At 37.0% G+C, this 17,186-nt stretch carries 16 protein-coding genes; 5 read left to right on the forward strand and 11 right to left on the reverse strand.

Features of this window, described 5'->3' with window-relative positions; translation table 11 throughout:
- Positions 1–37: 37 nt before the first annotated feature.
- From rodA to AAEU33_RS04110, 5 genes are read right to left on the reverse strand one after another with little or no spacing between them, the layout of a single operon-like run.
- Positions 38–1,267, reverse strand: coding sequence for a rod shape-determining protein RodA (gene rodA / locus AAEU33_RS04090; RefSeq protein ID WP_172282061.1), 1,230 nt, complete (start codon positions 1,265–1,267; stop codon positions 38–40).
- Entirely contained in the window at positions 1,264–3,294 is a 2,031-nt protein-coding gene (locus AAEU33_RS04095) for a penicillin-binding transpeptidase domain-containing protein (protein ID WP_273650375.1), read from the reverse strand. The genes rodA and AAEU33_RS04095 overlap by 4 nt, the downstream gene beginning before the upstream one ends.
- Positions 3,291–3,797, reverse strand: a complete 507-nt coding sequence (locus tag AAEU33_RS04100; protein ID WP_172282059.1) for a rod shape-determining protein MreD — start codon at positions 3,795–3,797, stop codon at positions 3,291–3,293. Before AAEU33_RS04100 ends, AAEU33_RS04095 begins: the two co-directional genes overlap by 4 nt.
- Positions 3,790–4,644 (reverse strand): rod shape-determining protein MreC, encoded by an 855-nt coding sequence (gene mreC, locus AAEU33_RS04105; RefSeq protein WP_345991011.1) that lies wholly within the window; start codon positions 4,642–4,644, stop codon positions 3,790–3,792. The genes AAEU33_RS04100 and mreC overlap by 8 nt, the downstream gene beginning before the upstream one ends.
- Before the next feature lie 26 nt (positions 4,645–4,670).
- Positions 4,671–5,696 (reverse strand): rod shape-determining protein, encoded by a 1,026-nt coding sequence (locus AAEU33_RS04110; RefSeq protein ID WP_034680746.1) that lies wholly within the window; start codon positions 5,694–5,696, stop codon positions 4,671–4,673.
- A 240-nt stretch (positions 5,697–5,936) separates the two neighbouring features.
- Here AAEU33_RS04110 and hemA point away from each other — a divergent pair, with 240 nt between their 5' ends.
- The 4 genes from hemA to hemE are packed head-to-tail and all read left to right on the forward strand — an operon-like array spanning position 5,937 to position 9,892.
- The gene (gene hemA / locus AAEU33_RS04115; RefSeq protein ID WP_273650373.1) at positions 5,937–7,211 is read left to right on the forward strand and encodes a glutamyl-tRNA reductase; all 1,275 of its coding nucleotides are present in this window, start codon (positions 5,937–5,939) and stop codon (positions 7,209–7,211) included.
- Entirely contained in the window at positions 7,198–8,106 is a 909-nt protein-coding gene (gene hemC / locus AAEU33_RS04120) for a hydroxymethylbilane synthase (protein WP_345991012.1), read from the forward strand. The genes hemA and hemC overlap by 14 nt, the downstream gene beginning before the upstream one ends.
- Positions 8,107–8,141: 35 nt before the next feature.
- Positions 8,142–8,825 (forward strand): uroporphyrinogen-III synthase, encoded by a 684-nt coding sequence (locus tag AAEU33_RS04125; RefSeq protein WP_172282054.1) that lies wholly within the window; start codon positions 8,142–8,144, stop codon positions 8,823–8,825.
- Positions 8,826–8,866: 41 nt separating this feature from the next.
- A complete protein-coding gene (gene hemE / locus AAEU33_RS04130) occupies positions 8,867–9,892 on the forward strand; it encodes a uroporphyrinogen decarboxylase (RefSeq protein ID WP_172282052.1) in 1,026 nt (341 codons plus the stop codon).
- A gap of 98 nt (positions 9,893–9,990) precedes the next feature.
- On the opposite strand, the gene AAEU33_RS04135 is transcribed toward hemE, so the two are convergent.
- Positions 9,991–10,809, reverse strand: a complete 819-nt coding sequence (locus tag AAEU33_RS04135; protein WP_345991013.1) for a T9SS type A sorting domain-containing protein — start codon at positions 10,807–10,809, stop codon at positions 9,991–9,993.
- A gap of 163 nt (positions 10,810–10,972) precedes the next feature.
- Here AAEU33_RS04135 and AAEU33_RS04140 point away from each other — a divergent pair, with 163 nt between their 5' ends.
- Entirely contained in the window at positions 10,973–11,098 is a 126-nt protein-coding gene (locus AAEU33_RS04140) for a GNAT family acetyltransferase (protein ID WP_345991014.1), read from the forward strand.
- A 53-nt stretch (positions 11,099–11,151) separates the two neighbouring features.
- Here AAEU33_RS04140 and AAEU33_RS04145 read toward each other — a convergent pair whose 3' ends face one another.
- From AAEU33_RS04145 to AAEU33_RS04165, 5 genes are all read right to left on the reverse strand, one after another.
- The gene (locus AAEU33_RS04145) at positions 11,152–12,372 is read right to left on the reverse strand and encodes a cysteine desulfurase (RefSeq protein WP_345991015.1); all 1,221 of its coding nucleotides are present in this window, start codon (positions 12,370–12,372) and stop codon (positions 11,152–11,154) included.
- Between the two features lie 163 nt (positions 12,373–12,535).
- Positions 12,536–13,177, reverse strand: a complete 642-nt coding sequence (locus AAEU33_RS04150) for a 50S ribosomal protein L25/general stress protein Ctc (RefSeq protein WP_172282044.1) — start codon at positions 13,175–13,177, stop codon at positions 12,536–12,538.
- A 56-nt stretch (positions 13,178–13,233) separates the two neighbouring features.
- The gene (locus AAEU33_RS04155) at positions 13,234–14,172 is read right to left on the reverse strand and encodes a ribose-phosphate pyrophosphokinase (protein ID WP_172282042.1); all 939 of its coding nucleotides are present in this window, start codon (positions 14,170–14,172) and stop codon (positions 13,234–13,236) included.
- 84 nt (positions 14,173–14,256) lie between these two features.
- Positions 14,257–15,807: a G-D-S-L family lipolytic protein gene (locus AAEU33_RS04160; protein ID WP_273650367.1), complete on the reverse strand. Its 1,551-nt coding sequence runs from the start codon at positions 15,805–15,807 to the stop codon at positions 14,257–14,259.
- A gap of 10 nt (positions 15,808–15,817) precedes the next feature.
- Positions 15,818–17,053: an outer membrane protein transport protein gene (locus tag AAEU33_RS04165; protein WP_172282038.1), complete on the reverse strand. Its 1,236-nt coding sequence runs from the start codon at positions 17,051–17,053 to the stop codon at positions 15,818–15,820.
- Positions 17,054–17,186 lie beyond the last annotated feature (133 nt).

Below are 17,186 nucleotides of genomic sequence, written 5' to 3' on the forward strand. Positions count from 1 at the left end.
TAGAAAGCCTTTTGTAACTAACCTATAACGACCGCTTCTATACCAGACTGTTTTTATCCGAATAGTTGAGCTTAAAAAAGATGAAGGTCATAGTAGAGAAGGCCAGCAAAGAACTTCCTCCATAACTAAAGTAAGGTAACGGGATCCCAACGGTTGGAAAAAGTCCCATAACCATCCCTAAATTGATCGAAAAGTGCATTAACAGGATGGAAGCAAAACAGTAACCAAAAACCCTGTTAAAAATAGACTTTTGCTTCTCTGCAAGGTAATAGATCCTTCCAATATATAATAAGTAGCACAAAACAAGTCCCGCACTTCCTACAAATCCCCATTCTTCACCAACGGTACAGAAAATATAATCCGTACTCTGTTCAGGTACAAATTTGCCCTGGGTTACTGATCCCTCACGATATCCTTTTCCTAAAAGTCCGCCAGAGCCAATTGCTGTTTTTGAATAAAGAAGGTTATATCCTGAAGTATCCCTGAATGCCTTTTCTCCTTTATAAAGAACCTCTATCCTCTCCCTTTGGTGTTTAGGTAATTTCTCTAAAATATAAGGTGTTGCAAATGCCAATCCGCACAACAGAATAATAGAGCCTGCAATACTTGAAATGGATATAACATTCCAGGACATTTTATAATAGTTCATTGCAATTAAAATTCCTGCAATGACCAGGATAGCAATCACTACATAAATAGGATTCACCGCAAGAGAAACAAGAAAAACAGCAGCAAAAAGAAATCCTATCCCGAATAATAATCCACTTAATCCTTCTCTATACAATGCAATGAAAAATGCTACAAAAACAAGCAGTGAGCCAACATCCGGAATTGCCAGTACAACAACTGCAGGAATTCCCACGATCGCCAGAGAGGTCAATAAAGATTTTCTATTACTTAAATTAAAATCGGGACCCGAGACATAATTAGCCAGCATCAATGCTGTTCCCAGTTTTGCAAACTCTACCGGCTGCAAACTTAAAGGTCCGAATTTGTACCAGTTCTTTTGCCCAAGAACCTCTTTTCCAAAGGGAAACAATCCGATCAGTAATAAGACTCCAATAATATAGATAATCCCTGCCATATTCTCAAAGAACTTGGTACGGGTGAAAAAGATAATGAGCCCTACAAAAACAGATATTCCAAACCAAACTGCTTGTCTGGTCCCACTTGCCGGTTCCACACTGTAGATGTTTGCTATCGCAAAAATGCAAAGCAGGAAATATAGACCAAGGCCTAATTTATCTAATCCTTCTGTCCATTTCATTGCTTTTTATCTTTTTTAGTTTGAGTTTCTGCGTCTATCTGTTTCTGTAATTTTTCTTTCTGTTTCTTTATAAAATCCAGGCTGTCCTGTATTTTTTTTAGTTTTACAGAATCCTGTTTCGGATCTTTGTATAAACCTTTACGTTTTAAATCGACGATCCACTGTCTTTTATATTCAGGCATAAAGCTGGCAGATGTCATTTTTTTGTAAAGATTTTCTCTTTTCAGATCTCCTGTAATATATTTCTCAGCGATCACCGTACTTGCTGGTCCTGCCCATGTAGCACCGAATCCTGCATGCTCCATTACAGCAACCACTACAATTTTTGGCTTATCCGCCGGTGCAATCAAAACAAATATGGAATTATCTTTACCCTGAGGAACCTGAGCAGTCCCTGTCTTGGCCAGCTGAGTAAAATCATTTGATTTCAATCCTCTTGCCGTACCTCTTAATACCACTGCTTCCATTCCTTTAAGAACAGGTTCAAAGTGTTTAGGGTCCACTAGAGTTTTATGCTTTTTCTTAAATCTCGGATCCGGATTAGGCTTTCCGTCAATTGATTTTACAATATGCGGAGTATAATACCATCCCCTATTGGCAATAGCTGCCACGTAATTGGCAAGCTGCAAAGGAGTAACCATTACGTCCCCCTGTCCCATTCCGTTGAAAACAGCACCTGTAGCCAAAGGATCCCAGTTTTTACTGTCTTTTTTAGAACCACTTGCTTTAAGGATGGATGCCATTCTTTTTTCATAAAATGCTCCGGAAGGAATTCTTCCTCTTGCACCAACGGCAAAATCATTGTTTAAAAATTCTCCAACCCCAAAGCTGCTCATAATAGCTTTCCACTCGTCAACACCTTTAGATGGATTTCCCGGATATTTATTAACAATCGCTAAAAATGCATAAGAAAAATAACAGTTACTTGAAACCTGTATGGAAGGAATTAAAGGTTCCGCTCCACCGTGCCCCTTGATTCGTAATCCTCTGTAATTGAATCCGCCCCCACAAGGGAAAATCGTGTTTTCATCCATTACTCCCATTTGCATAGCAGATAATGCCGTGAGCAGTTTAAAAGTGGAACCAGGAGGATACCCTGCCTGCAGAGACCTGTCAAATGTTGGCTTATTTTCGTAAATCGTATCTTTAGATAAAGCGTATAAATTTTTGGATTTCATAGGCCCTGTGAAAAGATTAGGATCAATATCCGGACCTGTCGCCGACACTAAAACCTCCCCGTTATTAGGATCTAAGGCAACGATGGCACCATGTTTATTCACCATCATTTCCTCCGCCATTCTCTGAAGATCATAATCAATGGTCAGAGTAATATCTTTTCCTGTAATTACATCCTTATCTAATGCTCCGTTTTTGTATGAACCAATGTTTCGAAGTCTGATATCCTTCTGGATGTATTTCATCCCTTTTACCCCACGAAGTTCTTTTTCGTATGATTTTTCAACTCCTGTTTTTCCAATGAAATCTCCCGGCAGGTAATAAAGAGAATCCTTTTTTATATCCCTTTCATTAACCTCACTTGTATACCCTAATAGATTTCCGGAAGTGGAGACCTCATATTGACGCTGAGGTCTGGAAACGATACTGAATGCAGGATATTTAAAGATGATTTCCTGAACTCTCGCAATATCTTCTCTGCTCAGATCTTTGATAAAAGTCATCGGAGTGAGCTTAGAATAATATTTTTCTTTCTTGATTGTATTGATTTTATTAATGAAGTCGGATTTGCTTATCTTCATTAAATTACAAAATCCCAAAGTATCAAAATCAGGTTTCATTAAAGCCTGAGTGAAAGATATCTCATAAGCCGGCTGGTTACCTACCATGATTTTTCCATTCCGGTCAAAAATAACACCCCTTTGCGGGATCACATATTCTATTTTGATAGATGTATTAGCCGCGTTTAGCGCATACCTGTCCGTAAACAACTGCAAATATGCAAGCCTTGCCACAAAAATAAGGGCAATAACAGCAACAACGGCAAAGATTTTTAAATAACGTGTGTTCAAACTTTTTGTTTGATTTTAAAGATTAATGCGTAAACAACTATAAATATAAAGGAAATTACACTTGTTACCAACACATTAAACAATATTTCAAAAAATCTGCTGAACTTAAAGAACTCAATATACTGTACTAAAAGCTGGTGCAGGAAAATACTTGAAAATAGAAAAAGTAAGAACTGCCCCCATTGCAGAGATTGAAAAGAAAAGAAGTCGGTGGACGTATCAGTGGACGTCCTGAAGATCAATGTTCTGAAATACGCAATAAGTGTCGTAGCCAGTGCATTAATTCCCCATGAATATAAGAAGGCATCAATAGAAAGTCCTATTAAAAAACTCAATGCCAAAAATTGAAATTTATTTCTGAAAAAAGGATAAAACATGACAAATACAGGATATAGCACGGGAGTATACTTCCCGAACAAAGTGATCCTGTTCAATACAAAAATCTGTAATGCAACAAGAAAGATCATGATTAATATATCCGTAAAAAGTGTTCTGCTAATCATTTTCCTTTTTTATTACTGCCTGTAATGTATCCTGGATTTTTTGAACCTCAGCTTTCTTCAGGCTTTTTACCACATACACTTTATTCAGGGAACCCATTTTCTCACTGAGTTCTACTGAAATATCCCAGAAACCGGTTTTGTTATCTACTGAGTATCCTGCCACAGTACCAATCATTACCCCTTTGGGAAAAATCGCTGATTTTCCATCGGTAACAATCGTATCTCCAATCTTCAGGGCTACATATTTCGGAATATCTGCCAAATGCATTACCCTAGAATTATCTCCGTTCCATGTTAAGGTTCCAAAATACCCAGATTTCTTTAACGAAGCATTGATCCTGATACGGTTGACACTTAAAACCGACTGAACCAAAGCATAACTATCTGTTGAATTTATAACGATACCTGCAATTCCCTTCGGAGCCATAACTCCCATCTGCGGAAATACCCCATCTCTGCGGCCACGGTTAATTGTAAAATAATTATTTCTCCTGTTAATACTGTTGAAAACAATTTCGCCATCCACAAAGGTGTAGATCTGGCCACCTCCTAGAGTATCGTGAACTTTTCTGAAGATCGGCTTTTTAGCACCATCCTTTCCATACAGCTCAATCATTAAAGCTTTATTCTGAGCAACAAGATCTTCATTGATTTGCTTAAGCTTCAAATAAGAAACCCCTTCATCAATATAACCGGAAACCCAGGAATTTAACGCTGCGGACTGACCTGCAATCCAGGATTTTTGCATGGCATTTTTAGAAAATATAAGGACCAGAGCAATAATTTGCAAGAAAATAAAGAAGACAAAAAGAGCGTTCTTCGAAAATAATCTCAGCAAAAATCCCATTCAGATAGTGTTCGTAAAAGTTAAAATTATTTAATTAAGAAATTGAATTTATCCATATTCTTAAGTGCAATCCCGGTTCCGCGAACAACCGCTCTTAACGGATCTTCAGCTACAAAAACAGGAAGACCTGTTTTCTTATGTAATCTGTCTGCAAGACCTCTCAACAATGCACCTCCTCCTGCAAGATAAATACCTGTTTTATAAATATCAGCTGCCAGTTCAGGCGGAGTTAAAGAAAGAGTTTCCATTACGGCATCTTCAATTCTGATAATCGATTTATCCAATGCACGGGCAATCTCTTTATAGCCAACCATTATTTCTTTTGGTTTACCTGTGATAAGGTCTCTACCTTGTACCGGAATATCTTCAATATCCACATCCAGATCTTCAACAGCAGATCCTACTTCAATTTTCACTCTCTCGGCTGTTCTTTCACCAATATAAAGGTTGTGATGTGTTCTCAGAAAATAAGCGATATCATTCGTGAATACATCCCCTGCAATTTTCACAGACTTGTCACAAACAATACCTCCTAAAGCAACTACTGCAATTTCAGTTGTTCCTCCACCTATATCAATGATCATATTACCTTCCGGTTTTTGAACATCAATTCCTACTCCTATTGCAGCTGCCATTGGTTCATAAATCAGTCTTACCTCCTTAGCATTTACTTTCTGTGCAGAGTCTCTTACCGCTCTTTTTTCCACCTCCGTAATTCCGGAAGGGATACAGATTACAATTCTTAGAGCAGGCTGAATGAATTTACCTTTGATACCAGGAATTTTTTTAATAAACTCCTTGATCATATGTTCAGAAGCATGAAAATCCGCAATAACCCCATCTTTCAAAGGACGAATTGTTTTGATGTCTTCATGGGTTTTCCCCTGCATATGTTTAGCCTGTTCACCAACAGCTATCGGCCTTCCAGTAGATCGCTCAATTGCAACAATTGAGGGCTGGTCTATAACAATTTTATTATTATGGATGATAAGTGTGTTAGCGGTTCCCAAGTCTATCGCAATTTCTTGCGTAAACATATCGAATAAACTCATATTTTTCTTCTGATTTAAGTTTACAAAGATATAAATTAAACACTACCAATAAAATTTGGCAAGCATATAATTTGGTTAAAATTTTATTAAAATTTGAAATAATTCTTTAACGGTCAATTTAATTTCTTATAATATCAATCCAAACTCAGAACAGTAACGGATTTATAGTTTTTCACGATAATTATCATACACAATTTCAGAAAGTGTTTAATTAAAAAAAACGTAAATTTGCCCCCGGATATGTTACAAAACACTCATACAAATCAAACTTCAAATTTCGCCGTTCTTTCCATAAGCTACGAAAAGGCAGATGGAGAAACACGAGGGAAATTTGCGTTTTTTGATGAAAACATAAAAAATTTCGTTACCCGTATTCACGATGAAAATTTAGGGGATGCCTTTGTGGTTTCTACCTGCAACAGGACCGAAATATATACCACTACTTCCAACTATCTTTTGGTTGCTGAAGAGTACTGTAAAACAATCGGGGTTAACATTACTGATTTCTTGCAGTTTGCCAATATCCTTACCAAGGAGGAGGCTTTAACTCATTTGTTCAGGGTTGCCGCGGGTCTTGAAAGCCAGATCATCGGGGATTTTGAGATTATCGGGCAGATCAAAAAAGCATACAGCCGTTTTAAAAAAGAAAGAAAGAACTCTAATCCATATTTGGAAAGAGCGATCAACTCGGCGATCCAGATTTCAAAAAGAATTAAAAATGAAACCGGGATATCCAATGGGGCCGCTTCAGTTTCTTATGCCGCTGTTCATTACATTCTGAATAATCAAAAAAGAATTACCGAGAAAAATATTCTGCTTTTAGGAGTGGGTGAAATCGGACAAAATACGGTTGAGAATCTTGTAAAGCACGTTTATCAGCCTAAAATAAAAATCACCAACAGAACCCAGGAGAAAGCTGAAAAGATTTCTCAGAAATATACCATTCCCCACGTTGATTATTCAGACTTCGATAAAGAACTGAAAAATACAGACATTCTGATTGTGGCAACAGGGGCAAAACATCCTATTGTAAACGCTTCACATTTTCCAAACGGAAAAGAAACTTTGGTCATTGATCTTTCCATTCCCCACAATGTTGAAAAAAATGTTACGGATAATAAAAATGTAACCTTGATCGATGTGGATGAATTATCAAAACAAATTCAGGAAACAATCCAGCAAAGAGAAAAAGAAATTCCAAAAGCAGAACAGATCATCAAGGAAATGTCTAAAGACTTCATAGAGTGGGAGAAAAAAAGAAAACTCGCTCCCAACATTCATCATTTCAAAGCGGTCCTGAAAAACATGGAGCGTAATGAAATGCATCAGTTCTACAGAAAAAATAAATACATCAATGTAGACGATATGGCACTTTCTGAAAAGATGATTCAGAAAATTACCAGCCGTTTTGCAAAATACATCATAGATAACCCTTTAAAAGCCGAAGAAATTAGTAAATTAATGCACGAAATATTAGTTGAACAACCAAACAACGAATTCAATGAAAAGCATTAGAATAGGAACAAGAAATTCAGCACTTGCTCTTTGGCAGGCGAGAGAGGTCGCAAGGTATCTGCAAAATAATAATTACACGACTGAGATCATGCCCATCCTTTCTTCGGGTGATAAAAATCTTAATCAACCTCTTTACGCTTTAGGGATTACAGGCGTTTTTACCAGAGATTTGGATACCGCATTATTAAATGATGAAATAGATATTGCTGTACACTCTCTGAAAGATGTCCCTACAAAACTTCCCCAACATACAGAACTTATCGCATATCTGGAAAGAGATTATCCGCAGGATGTTTTAATAAGAAAAGAATCAGCAAAAAATAAAGAGTTTCATGAACTTAAGTTAGCAACAAGCAGCTTGAGAAGAAGAGCGTTTTGGCTGAAATATTATCCGGAAGCAACTTTCTCCGATATTCGTGGAAATATACAGACACGCCTTCAAAAATTGGAAGAACAGGATTTTGATGCCACTATATTATCTTTAGCAGGCATCAAAAGAATGAAAATGGACATTGATTACGAGATGCTTCCTTTAATGATCCCAGCGCCTTCTCAGGGAGTTATCGCAGTTGCCGGACATTCGGATAAAAAAGAAATCAATGAAATAGTACGTCAGATTAATCATAAACCCACACAAATCTGCGTTGAGATTGAAAGAAATTTCCTTAGTACCCTTGAAGGAGGATGTACTGCACCCATCGGAGCTTTTGCTGAAATATTTGATGACCAGATCCGCTTTAAAGCAGCACTTTGCTCACTAGACGGAAAAAACTGCATCGCGACGGACGAAAATTTCACATATACTGACAGTGAAAATTTCGGAGAAAAATATGCAAAAATAGTACTCGAAAATGGAGGCAAGGAATTAATGGCCGAAATAAAGAGCCAGATATAATTTTAGCCTTTTGCCGGCAATCAATTTTATCTCAAATGAAAATCTTATTTACCAAAAATATAGACCCCTCTGTTTTATCCAAAGAATTAGGAGATGACATTGGGGTTGATTGTATTGAGGTAATTAAAACAACTCCGATTCGTGTTAAACCATTCGATTTAAAAAATTACTCACTTATTTTCACAAGTGCCAACGGAGTGACTTCTTTTTTCGAAAATCAGTTCAGACCCAATGAGGATTTTACGACAAAAAATTACAACAAGATTTATTGCGTCGGGGAAAAAACAAAAAGAATCCTCCGAAAATATGGGTTTGGCACCTTTAAAGTTCTGAAAAACGCAGAAGCACTTTCGGAATTTATCATTGGACATTGTCCACATGAACAATTCCTGCATTTTTGTGGAAACCTGGCTATTGATGTTCTGGACAATGAACTGCCATTACAAAATATCAAGTACAGAAAGATAACAGTTTATAATACCGAAGAGATCAATCCGTTAATATCTGAAAAATATTATGGCATAGTCTTTTTCAGTCCAAGTGGAGTTCGTAGTTTTGCAAAGCGAAATTCATTAGATCATACGAAGCTGTTTTCTATTGGAGAAACAACCTCCAATGAAATAAAAAAGTATACCCGGGAAAAAATTTTCACTTCAGAAGGTAATACTCTGGTTTCCATTTTAGAAATGATCAGAAGAGAAAGTAAGAACAACCTGTAGCAAATTTGCGCTATCAATTTTACTGCAGATTTAAATAAATTATGATTAAGAACGACCTATATTTAAAAGCCCTTCGCGGAGAGACCGTAGAAAGACCTCCTGTGTGGATGATGAGACAGGCCGGAAGATACCTGCCGGAATTCATTGCATTAAGAGATAAATATGATTTCTTTACAAGATGTCAAACTCCTGAACTCGCTTCTGAAATTACCGTACAGCCGATCCGTAGATATCCGCTGGATGCTGCTATTTTGTTTTCTGACATTTTAGTAGTGCCACAAGCAATGGGAATCGACTTTAAAATGAAGGAATCAGTAGGCCCATGGCTAGACACTCCCATCAGAACAATGGAGCAGGTTCAGAATGTTGTGGTTCCTGATGTGAATGATACTTTAGGATACGTTTTTGATGCCATAGAATTAACCTTATTAAAATTAGATAACGAAATCCCGTTGATCGGTTTTGCAGGATCTCCATGGACTATCCTTTGCTATTGTGTGGAAGGAAAAGGAAGTAAAGCTTTTGATATTGCCAAATCATTCTGTTTTCAACAACCGGAAGCAGCCCATTTGCTTCTTCAAAAAATTACAGATACTACCATTGCCTATTTAAAGAGAAAAGTAGAAAAAGGAGTATCTGCAGTGCAGATTTTCGATTCCTGGGGAGGAATGCTCTCTCCAGATGATTATCAGGAATTTTCATGGCAATACATCAATCAGATCGTGGAAGCCTTAAGCCCGTTGACCCATGTGGTTGTATTTGGAAAAGGATGCTGGTTTGCCCTGGAAGAAATGACAATGTCCAAGGCCTCAGCTCTTGGAGTAGATTGGACAATAAAACCTGAGTTTGCAAGAACTTTAACCAATCATACAATGACCCTTCAAGGTAACTTTGATCCGGCCCGATTGCATTCAACCCCTGAAACCATAAAAAAGATGGTAAACGAGATGATTCATCGATTTGGAAAGGATCGCTATATTGCTAATTTAGGTCACGGAATTCTGCCAAACATTCCACTGGAGAACGCAGAAGCCTTTATCAGAGCTGTTGTAGACTGGAAACCTTAATAGTTTCCCGACTCAGATATAAAACAAATCCCTTTCAATAATTATTGAAAGGGATTTGTTATTACAAAAAGCCCCTGTTTAAGAGGCTATTTCAGAGATTATTCTTTTATAATTTTCTTACTGATAATTTCCTTTTTATTATCTATCAGAATAAGATAGCTGCCTTTCGGCAAGTCAGAAAGATTATATCCGTCCGCCAATCCTGTAAAGCTCTTAATTTGACGGCCTGCTAAATCCAGCACGGTGATTTTAGAGTCAAATCTTAAGTTTCCAGACTGAATATGTACAAAATCTTTCACAGGATTAGGGTATACCTGCATCTTATCTGCAAATGAAACCTCAGAAGTACCTAATGCTCCGGAAGTAATGGCAACATCATCTACGACAACACCGTAAGAATAATCCCCTGCATCGTCATATACAAATCTCATTTGAAAATTAGCATTGGCATAAGGCGTAAGATCAATATCCGTAGCTTGCTCATAGGTTGTAACAACATATAAAAATGTATTAAAATCAAGATCCCACTGACCAGCATCCCCCGAAAAAGTAAACACCTGTACCCATGATGTTCCGTTAAAAACCTCGACTTTTAACGTTGAATCATCATCATAAATCATGTTAGCATACTTAAATGAGAGTTTAGGGTTCTGAACCGCCGATAGGTTAATAACAGGAGATACAAGCCTGGCATTGGAGTTTATGCTTGAGGGCCCTGCATTATCATCATCAAAAAAAGCTGCACCTGAGGGAAATGTAGCAAAGCCATTTTCAGATCCTACGTCCCAATTAAAAGAAGTATCGGGATTATTTGTCGTCCATCCTGATGGTAAAACATTTCCATCAAAATTTTCAGAGAACGCTTGGGCATTGTATATTCCACACGCCAAAATAAAAGAAAGTAAATATTTTTTCATAACTCATCTTATTTATTATATTAAATTTAATAATTAATATCATTATAATTGTAAAATTTAACACAATAATTATTTTTTATGAAAATTAAACACAAAAAAATATAAGAGTTTTACTTGAATTTATGATTATATTTAACTTCTAACACTTTAAAAATCAAATAACATGAAAAAATTAAACAAAGAAACAATGAAGGTTATATATGCCGGCGGCGAAATATGCCTGGAATGCGCCTACGGATATTACCAGGTCATTATACAAGGAAGATGTTATTGCGTTTCTTGGGAATAATAACCTATAAAAAAAGCAGTTTTACAACTGCTTTTTTATTTTTTTTATTTCGATTAACTTAACATTCTTTTGGCCTTTTTTACTCCCTCTACAAGGAGATCAATTTCCTGAAAAGTATTATACACGGCAAAACTTGCTCTTACAGTTCCTGCAATATTAAAGAAATCCATTATTGGTTGCGTGCAGTGATGCCCTGTCCTTACAGCTACACCCATCTTATCCAGAATCATTCCTACATCGGAAGATATTCCTACTCCTTCTAAATTAAAGGAAACAACGCCCGTTCTTCTGGCCTTTTCCCCATAGACTTTAAGACCTTCAATCTCTAAAAGCTGTCTTTGAGCATATTCCAACAAAGCATTCTCATGTCTCTGAAGATTTTCGTGTCCTACTTTTTCAATAAAATCTACTGCCGCTCCTAATGCTATATTACCTCCGACATTTGGCGTTCCCGCTTCATACTTAAATGGCAATCCGGCATAGGTCGTTCCATCGAATGAGCATGTGGCAATCATTTCCCCACCTCCATGAAACGGTGGCAAAGAATCTAAAATATGTTCTTTACCATACAGGATTCCGGTTCCCATTGGAGCGTACATTTTATGCCCTGAAAATACAAAGAAATCACAATCCATTGCCTGCACATCAATTCTGAAATGAGGAGCAGACTGCGCACCATCAATAACGATATAAGCATCGGAATTCCTTCTGGTCCTTGAGATAATCTCTTCAATAGGATTTACAATCCCCAATGCATTTGAAACCTGGTTTACGGCAACAACTTTAGTTTTTTCGCTTAGATACTGATCCAAATAATCAAGCTGTAAAATACCATTGTCATCAATCGGAATCACACGAAGCTTTGCACCTGTTCTTTCACATAGCAACTGCCATGGAACAATATTAGAATGATGTTCTAAATATGAAATAATGATCTCATCATCTTTTTTCAGCTTTCCGGTAAGAATATAAGCGATGAGGTTTAACCCTTCCGTTGTTCCCTTTGTAAAGATCACCTCAAAATCATGCTTTGCATTAATAAATTTCTGGATCTTTCTTCGCGAAAGCTCCATTTCTTCAGTAGCAAGCTGACTTAAAGTATGAATCCCTCTGTGAACATTTGCATTAATTTCTGTATAGTATTGGTTCCAAACCTCTAAAACGGAGTTTGGTTTTTGTGATGTCGCTGCATTATCCAGATAAACAAGAGGCTTACCGTTGACCTCCTGATCTAATATAGGAAACTGACTTCTTATTTCTTGAATGTCAAACATTTATTATAAATTTTACAATTATTTATGTTCTTATTTAGAACACTTCAAATTTACATCTTTTTTTTTGAAAGGCTAAAGAAAGAATAGCATTATAGATGCAATCTAAAATAAAAAACCTGCCAAAAAATTGACAGGTTTTTATATCATTGTTATTAAGCAATTCTTATTCAGCTGCAGTTTCTTCAGCTGCTGGAGCAGCTCCTTCAGCTACAACCTCTTCTTCATCCTCATCATCTTGTGCTGCTGCACCTCCCTTCATTGCATTTCTAGACATCTTAACAGCTACAACAACTGCATTGTCAGGGTGCATGAAAGAATATCCTTCAGTTTTGATAGCACCAACATATAGTTTGTTACCAATCTTAAGTGAAGTAATATCAATAACGATCTCATCCGGCAAGTTTGCAGGGATCGCTTTTACTTTTAGCTTTCTGAATGACTGACGTAGAACACCCCCAGCAACAACACCTTTAGAACGACCAGTAACTCTTACCGGAACTTCCATAATAACCGGCTTATCAGCAGATAATTGATAGAAGTCAGCATGAAGAATTTTGTCTGTAATTGGGTGGAACTGAATATCCTGAAGAACTGCTGGAATTGTTTGTCCGTCAACTTCAATAGATACCGTGTGTGCTTCAGGAGTATATACTAAACCTTTGAAAGATTTCTCTTCTGCAGAGAAGTTCAATGGTTCTGTCCCTCCATAAACAACACAAGGAACTAATTCAGCATCACGTAAAGCTTTTGTAGACTTTTTGCCCACGCTTTCTCTTTTTGTACCTTGAATTGTAATAGATTTCATTTATAAAAATTTAAAATTTTGTTTTAAAATACAATTTGCAAACTTCAGTAAATCAATTAGATAACAAATTTACTACTGATTGACTGGTGCTCATGAACCATCTTCATAACATCTGCAAATAATGGGGCGCAAGATAGCACTTTTATTTTAGATGACAAATTATTTTTAACAGGAATTGAGTCAGTTACAATAACTTCCAACAATTTAGAGTTCTCAATATTCTCGTAAGCCTTTCCTGAAAGCACTCCGTGAGTAGCCATTGCTCTAACTGTTTTTGCTCCTTTCTCTATTAAAATATCAGCAGCCTTGCAAAGCGTCCCTGCTGTATCAATCATGTCATCAATAAGAATAACGTTTTTACCATCTACATCCCCGATAAGGAACATTTCCTCTACAACATTAGCTTTCTTTCTCTCTTTGTAAGCAATTACTACTTCAGCACCCAGGTGTCCGGCATAGTTTTTAGCTCTTTTTGCCCCACCCATATCCGGTGAAGCGATGGTAAGATTATCCAGATTCAGGTCTCTGATATAATCTACAAAAATAGTTGACGCATACAAGTGATCCACAGGAATTTCAAAGAATCCTTGAATCTGATCCGCATGCAGATCCATGGTCATAATTCTGGTCGCTCCCGCAGCAGTTAAAAGATTAGCAGCCAACTTAGCACCTATAGGAGCTCTTGGCTTATCTTTTCTATCCTGTCTTGCAAGTCCGAAATAAGGAAGTACAACAGTAATACTTTTCGCAGAAGCCCTTTTTGCAGCGTCAATCATTAGAAGAAGCTCTAATAGATTATCCGCGGGAGGGAATGTAGATCCAATCAGGAAAACCCTACCTCCTCTTACTGATTCGTCTAAAACAGGTTCGAATTCCCCGTCACTAAACTCCTGGAAGTTTATTTTTCCTAATCCCTGCCCATAATGCTGAGCAATTTTTTCTGCCAAGTCCTTACTTGTCCTTGTACTAAATAGATAACTTAACTGATCGGCCATTTTTACTTTTTAAGATTTTGCAAATTTAAAAAAAAACCACAAGAATTAGTCTTGTGGTTTCTAAGTTTTTGTTTCCTTTATATTTTAAGGGAATCTTACTCCTGAATAATTATTCGCATTTACCTGTGGTAAGGAAGAATTATACTTTGCATTAATTGATTTAATAAATTCATTCGCAACAATAGCATAACCTCTTCCTGTCAGGTGAACTCCATCAAGAGAAAAAGCTCCACCCGTTACAAACTTCGCAGTATATCTTACCCCGTCAAATGAAATTCCGGATTGGCTATTAAGTTCAACCATCTTTTTGTTGGCATCTACAAAAGCGTATCCTTTAGCATCTGCTGCTGCTTTAATCGTTACGTTATAAGCATCAATGGTTGTGTTTACATCAGTAACTTCTGTTGCCGTCAATACATATTTATCAGCAAACGGATAAGCAATTCCTTTTGCACCAAGGCTAGCAGGAACTCCTGGAGGCAATGTTTGAAGTGTTCCTATCTCAGCTTTAGAAGTTAAAGGAACCAAATCTCCTGCTTTCGCCTGTCTTGCTTGTCCATAAGTAGCTCCTAAATATGTTGCTAAAGCAATCAGGGTTGGATTTCCGGATGCTAAAGCAGCACCTGTAATCTGAGCACCTAGATTTGGAAGGCTTTCGTCTACTATAAGTAATGGATTAGCTTCAGTTTTAGACAAAGGCTTTATTCTTCCAGCACCTCCTACTGCAGCCAAAATCTGACTCAATGGTCCGTATAAGTTTGTATTTAAATTATCTATTGTTGCATTTCCTACAGTAACATTACCACCACCTAGAACAGAAGCTGTTAAAGGGTTATAAGGAACAGTTGTTAAGGAAGGAATAGAAGTAACGCTAGGAATATTTGCGATAACCCCTTTAGCATTTGTAGAGGCAATCTCATTAATTAATGCATTATAATATTGTGTAAATTGTGCCGGTGGTGTAAGGGTTTCAACCGTAGCATCTCCACCTGCAAGAGCATATAACAACGCATCATTATTTCCTATCCATAATGAAAAGAAAGTAGGCTTCTGTGCTTTAAAATCAGCAATTACAGATGTTGTAGGACTTGATGCAAATCTTACAAAATACGGATTAGCTGTTTTAGTAGCAATTCCTTGGATGTTACCATATCCAGGAGCCAGCAAATGAGCCACTTTTGCTCCCGGAACTCCCATGTTATTGAAAGGACCTGTCAAAATGGTATTCACAAGTGCTGTTGCTGTATTATTATTCGCATTTTTAATATCAGGAGAACCATTTACAAAACCACTAATGAATAATTTTGTATTGGCAATCTGAACAGGGCCTGCTAAGGTATTTAACAGCAATCCACCATTATTATCCGGCATTAACGGTTGCTTGAAATCTCCTCCTCCGACAAGTTTCATTTGCTGAGCTATCATAGAAGGATAAGATTCATTTTGTCCATCTGAATAAAGAGCTCCATCTCTATAGCCTGATGTTAGTGAATTACCCAATGCTACATATTTAGAAAAGTCTGCATTCCCTTTCGATACCTGGATATCTTTAACATCCGTATCAAAATCATTTTCGCAGCTCGTTGTAAATAAAAGCGCAGAGACAGCGATTGTAGAAATTATAATTTTTTTCATAGTCTTTCAATTAAAAAGGATTATAAGATAAACCTAGACCAAAATAAAACGCTCTGGCTTTTGCCTGTCCGTAGAATCCAAGATTCGCATTATTAACGTCTCTTGCCTGAGGCATTGCATATCCTCCAGCAATATCAACTCCAAATTGTTTCAACTTAAAGCCTACCCCTCCAGTTACTACATAAGTATTAAACGAAGGTGTTTCAGCTATAAAATTGTTGTCAGAATAAGGAGATTCATCATAATAAGCTCCCAAACGTCCAAAAATCATATCGCTAAATGCATATTGCGTTCCTAACCTGAAGGTTTTTGAGTTTCTGAAGTTTTTTGGGGCAACAAGCACTGTAGGATCTGCTTGGTTTCCAATAGGAGCATTAGCAAAATCTAATGTCAGTTTACTGTATCTTTCCCATCCATGATAGTTAAAATCAGCAGAAACCAACCATTTTGGTGTAATCTTATAGGTTAAACCTATTGTATATTCTTCCACTAAAGGAAGCGTTGCAGAGAAACCATCTTGTCCGTTGGCTCCTAATCCTAATAATGAGTAGATAGACTGTGATGGAAATTTAAATGTTGCTGTTCCATTCTTCGCTTTCATGTCCACCGGAGAACGGTATGCAATACTAACATCCAGTTTTTCTTCAGGTCTGAAATAGAAACCAAACCCGTATCCATGTCCACTTGCTTTCTCATCATTAATATTTACCTCACCTCCAAATTGAGTAATTGCTTTATCCCAGTCTACTTTTCCTCTTGCATATATATAACTCGCCCCAAAAGCTAACCACGGGGCCAGTTTTACTGAAACCATTGGCTGGAAGTAGAAACTTTTTAATTCTAATTTCTGAACCATTTCTCTTCCTTCCCAATCATTTGGCCATTGGATCGTACTACCAAAAGGTGTTGAAAAGCTGAAACCTACTGATAAATTCTCCAGCGGTTTATAAGCAATAGCCGCATAAATAGGTGTTCCAAGAGGATTATCAGTTTCTGTACTTTGTAAAGTATTTAAATTCTGAAAAGTAACTTTATTACTTGCTCCAAATCCTCCGGCAACTATACTCAGTTTAGAAGGAATGAATGACATACCCGCAGGGTTAAAGAATGCCACACTTGCATCTTCAGCATGAGCACTAGTATGTGCCATTGCCAATTGCTTTACCCCTTGCAAAGAAACCCTGAAGCCTCCAGCGTAAGATAAAACACCCGCCAATAAAGCAGTTGATACTAATATTTTTTTCATAGACTATTATTATATAACCCAAATATAAAATTATTTTGCATAGGTCTGTTAATATTTCTTAATATTTTAAACATTATACGAAAAGAAAATTATGTTTAAAATAACACTTTAGGAAAAATTCACCATAAAAGCA

The organism is Chryseobacterium sp. Chry.R1, from assembly GCF_039645525.1.
Classification (GTDB): Bacteria; Bacteroidota; Bacteroidia; order Flavobacteriales; family Weeksellaceae; genus Chryseobacterium; species Chryseobacterium proteolyticum.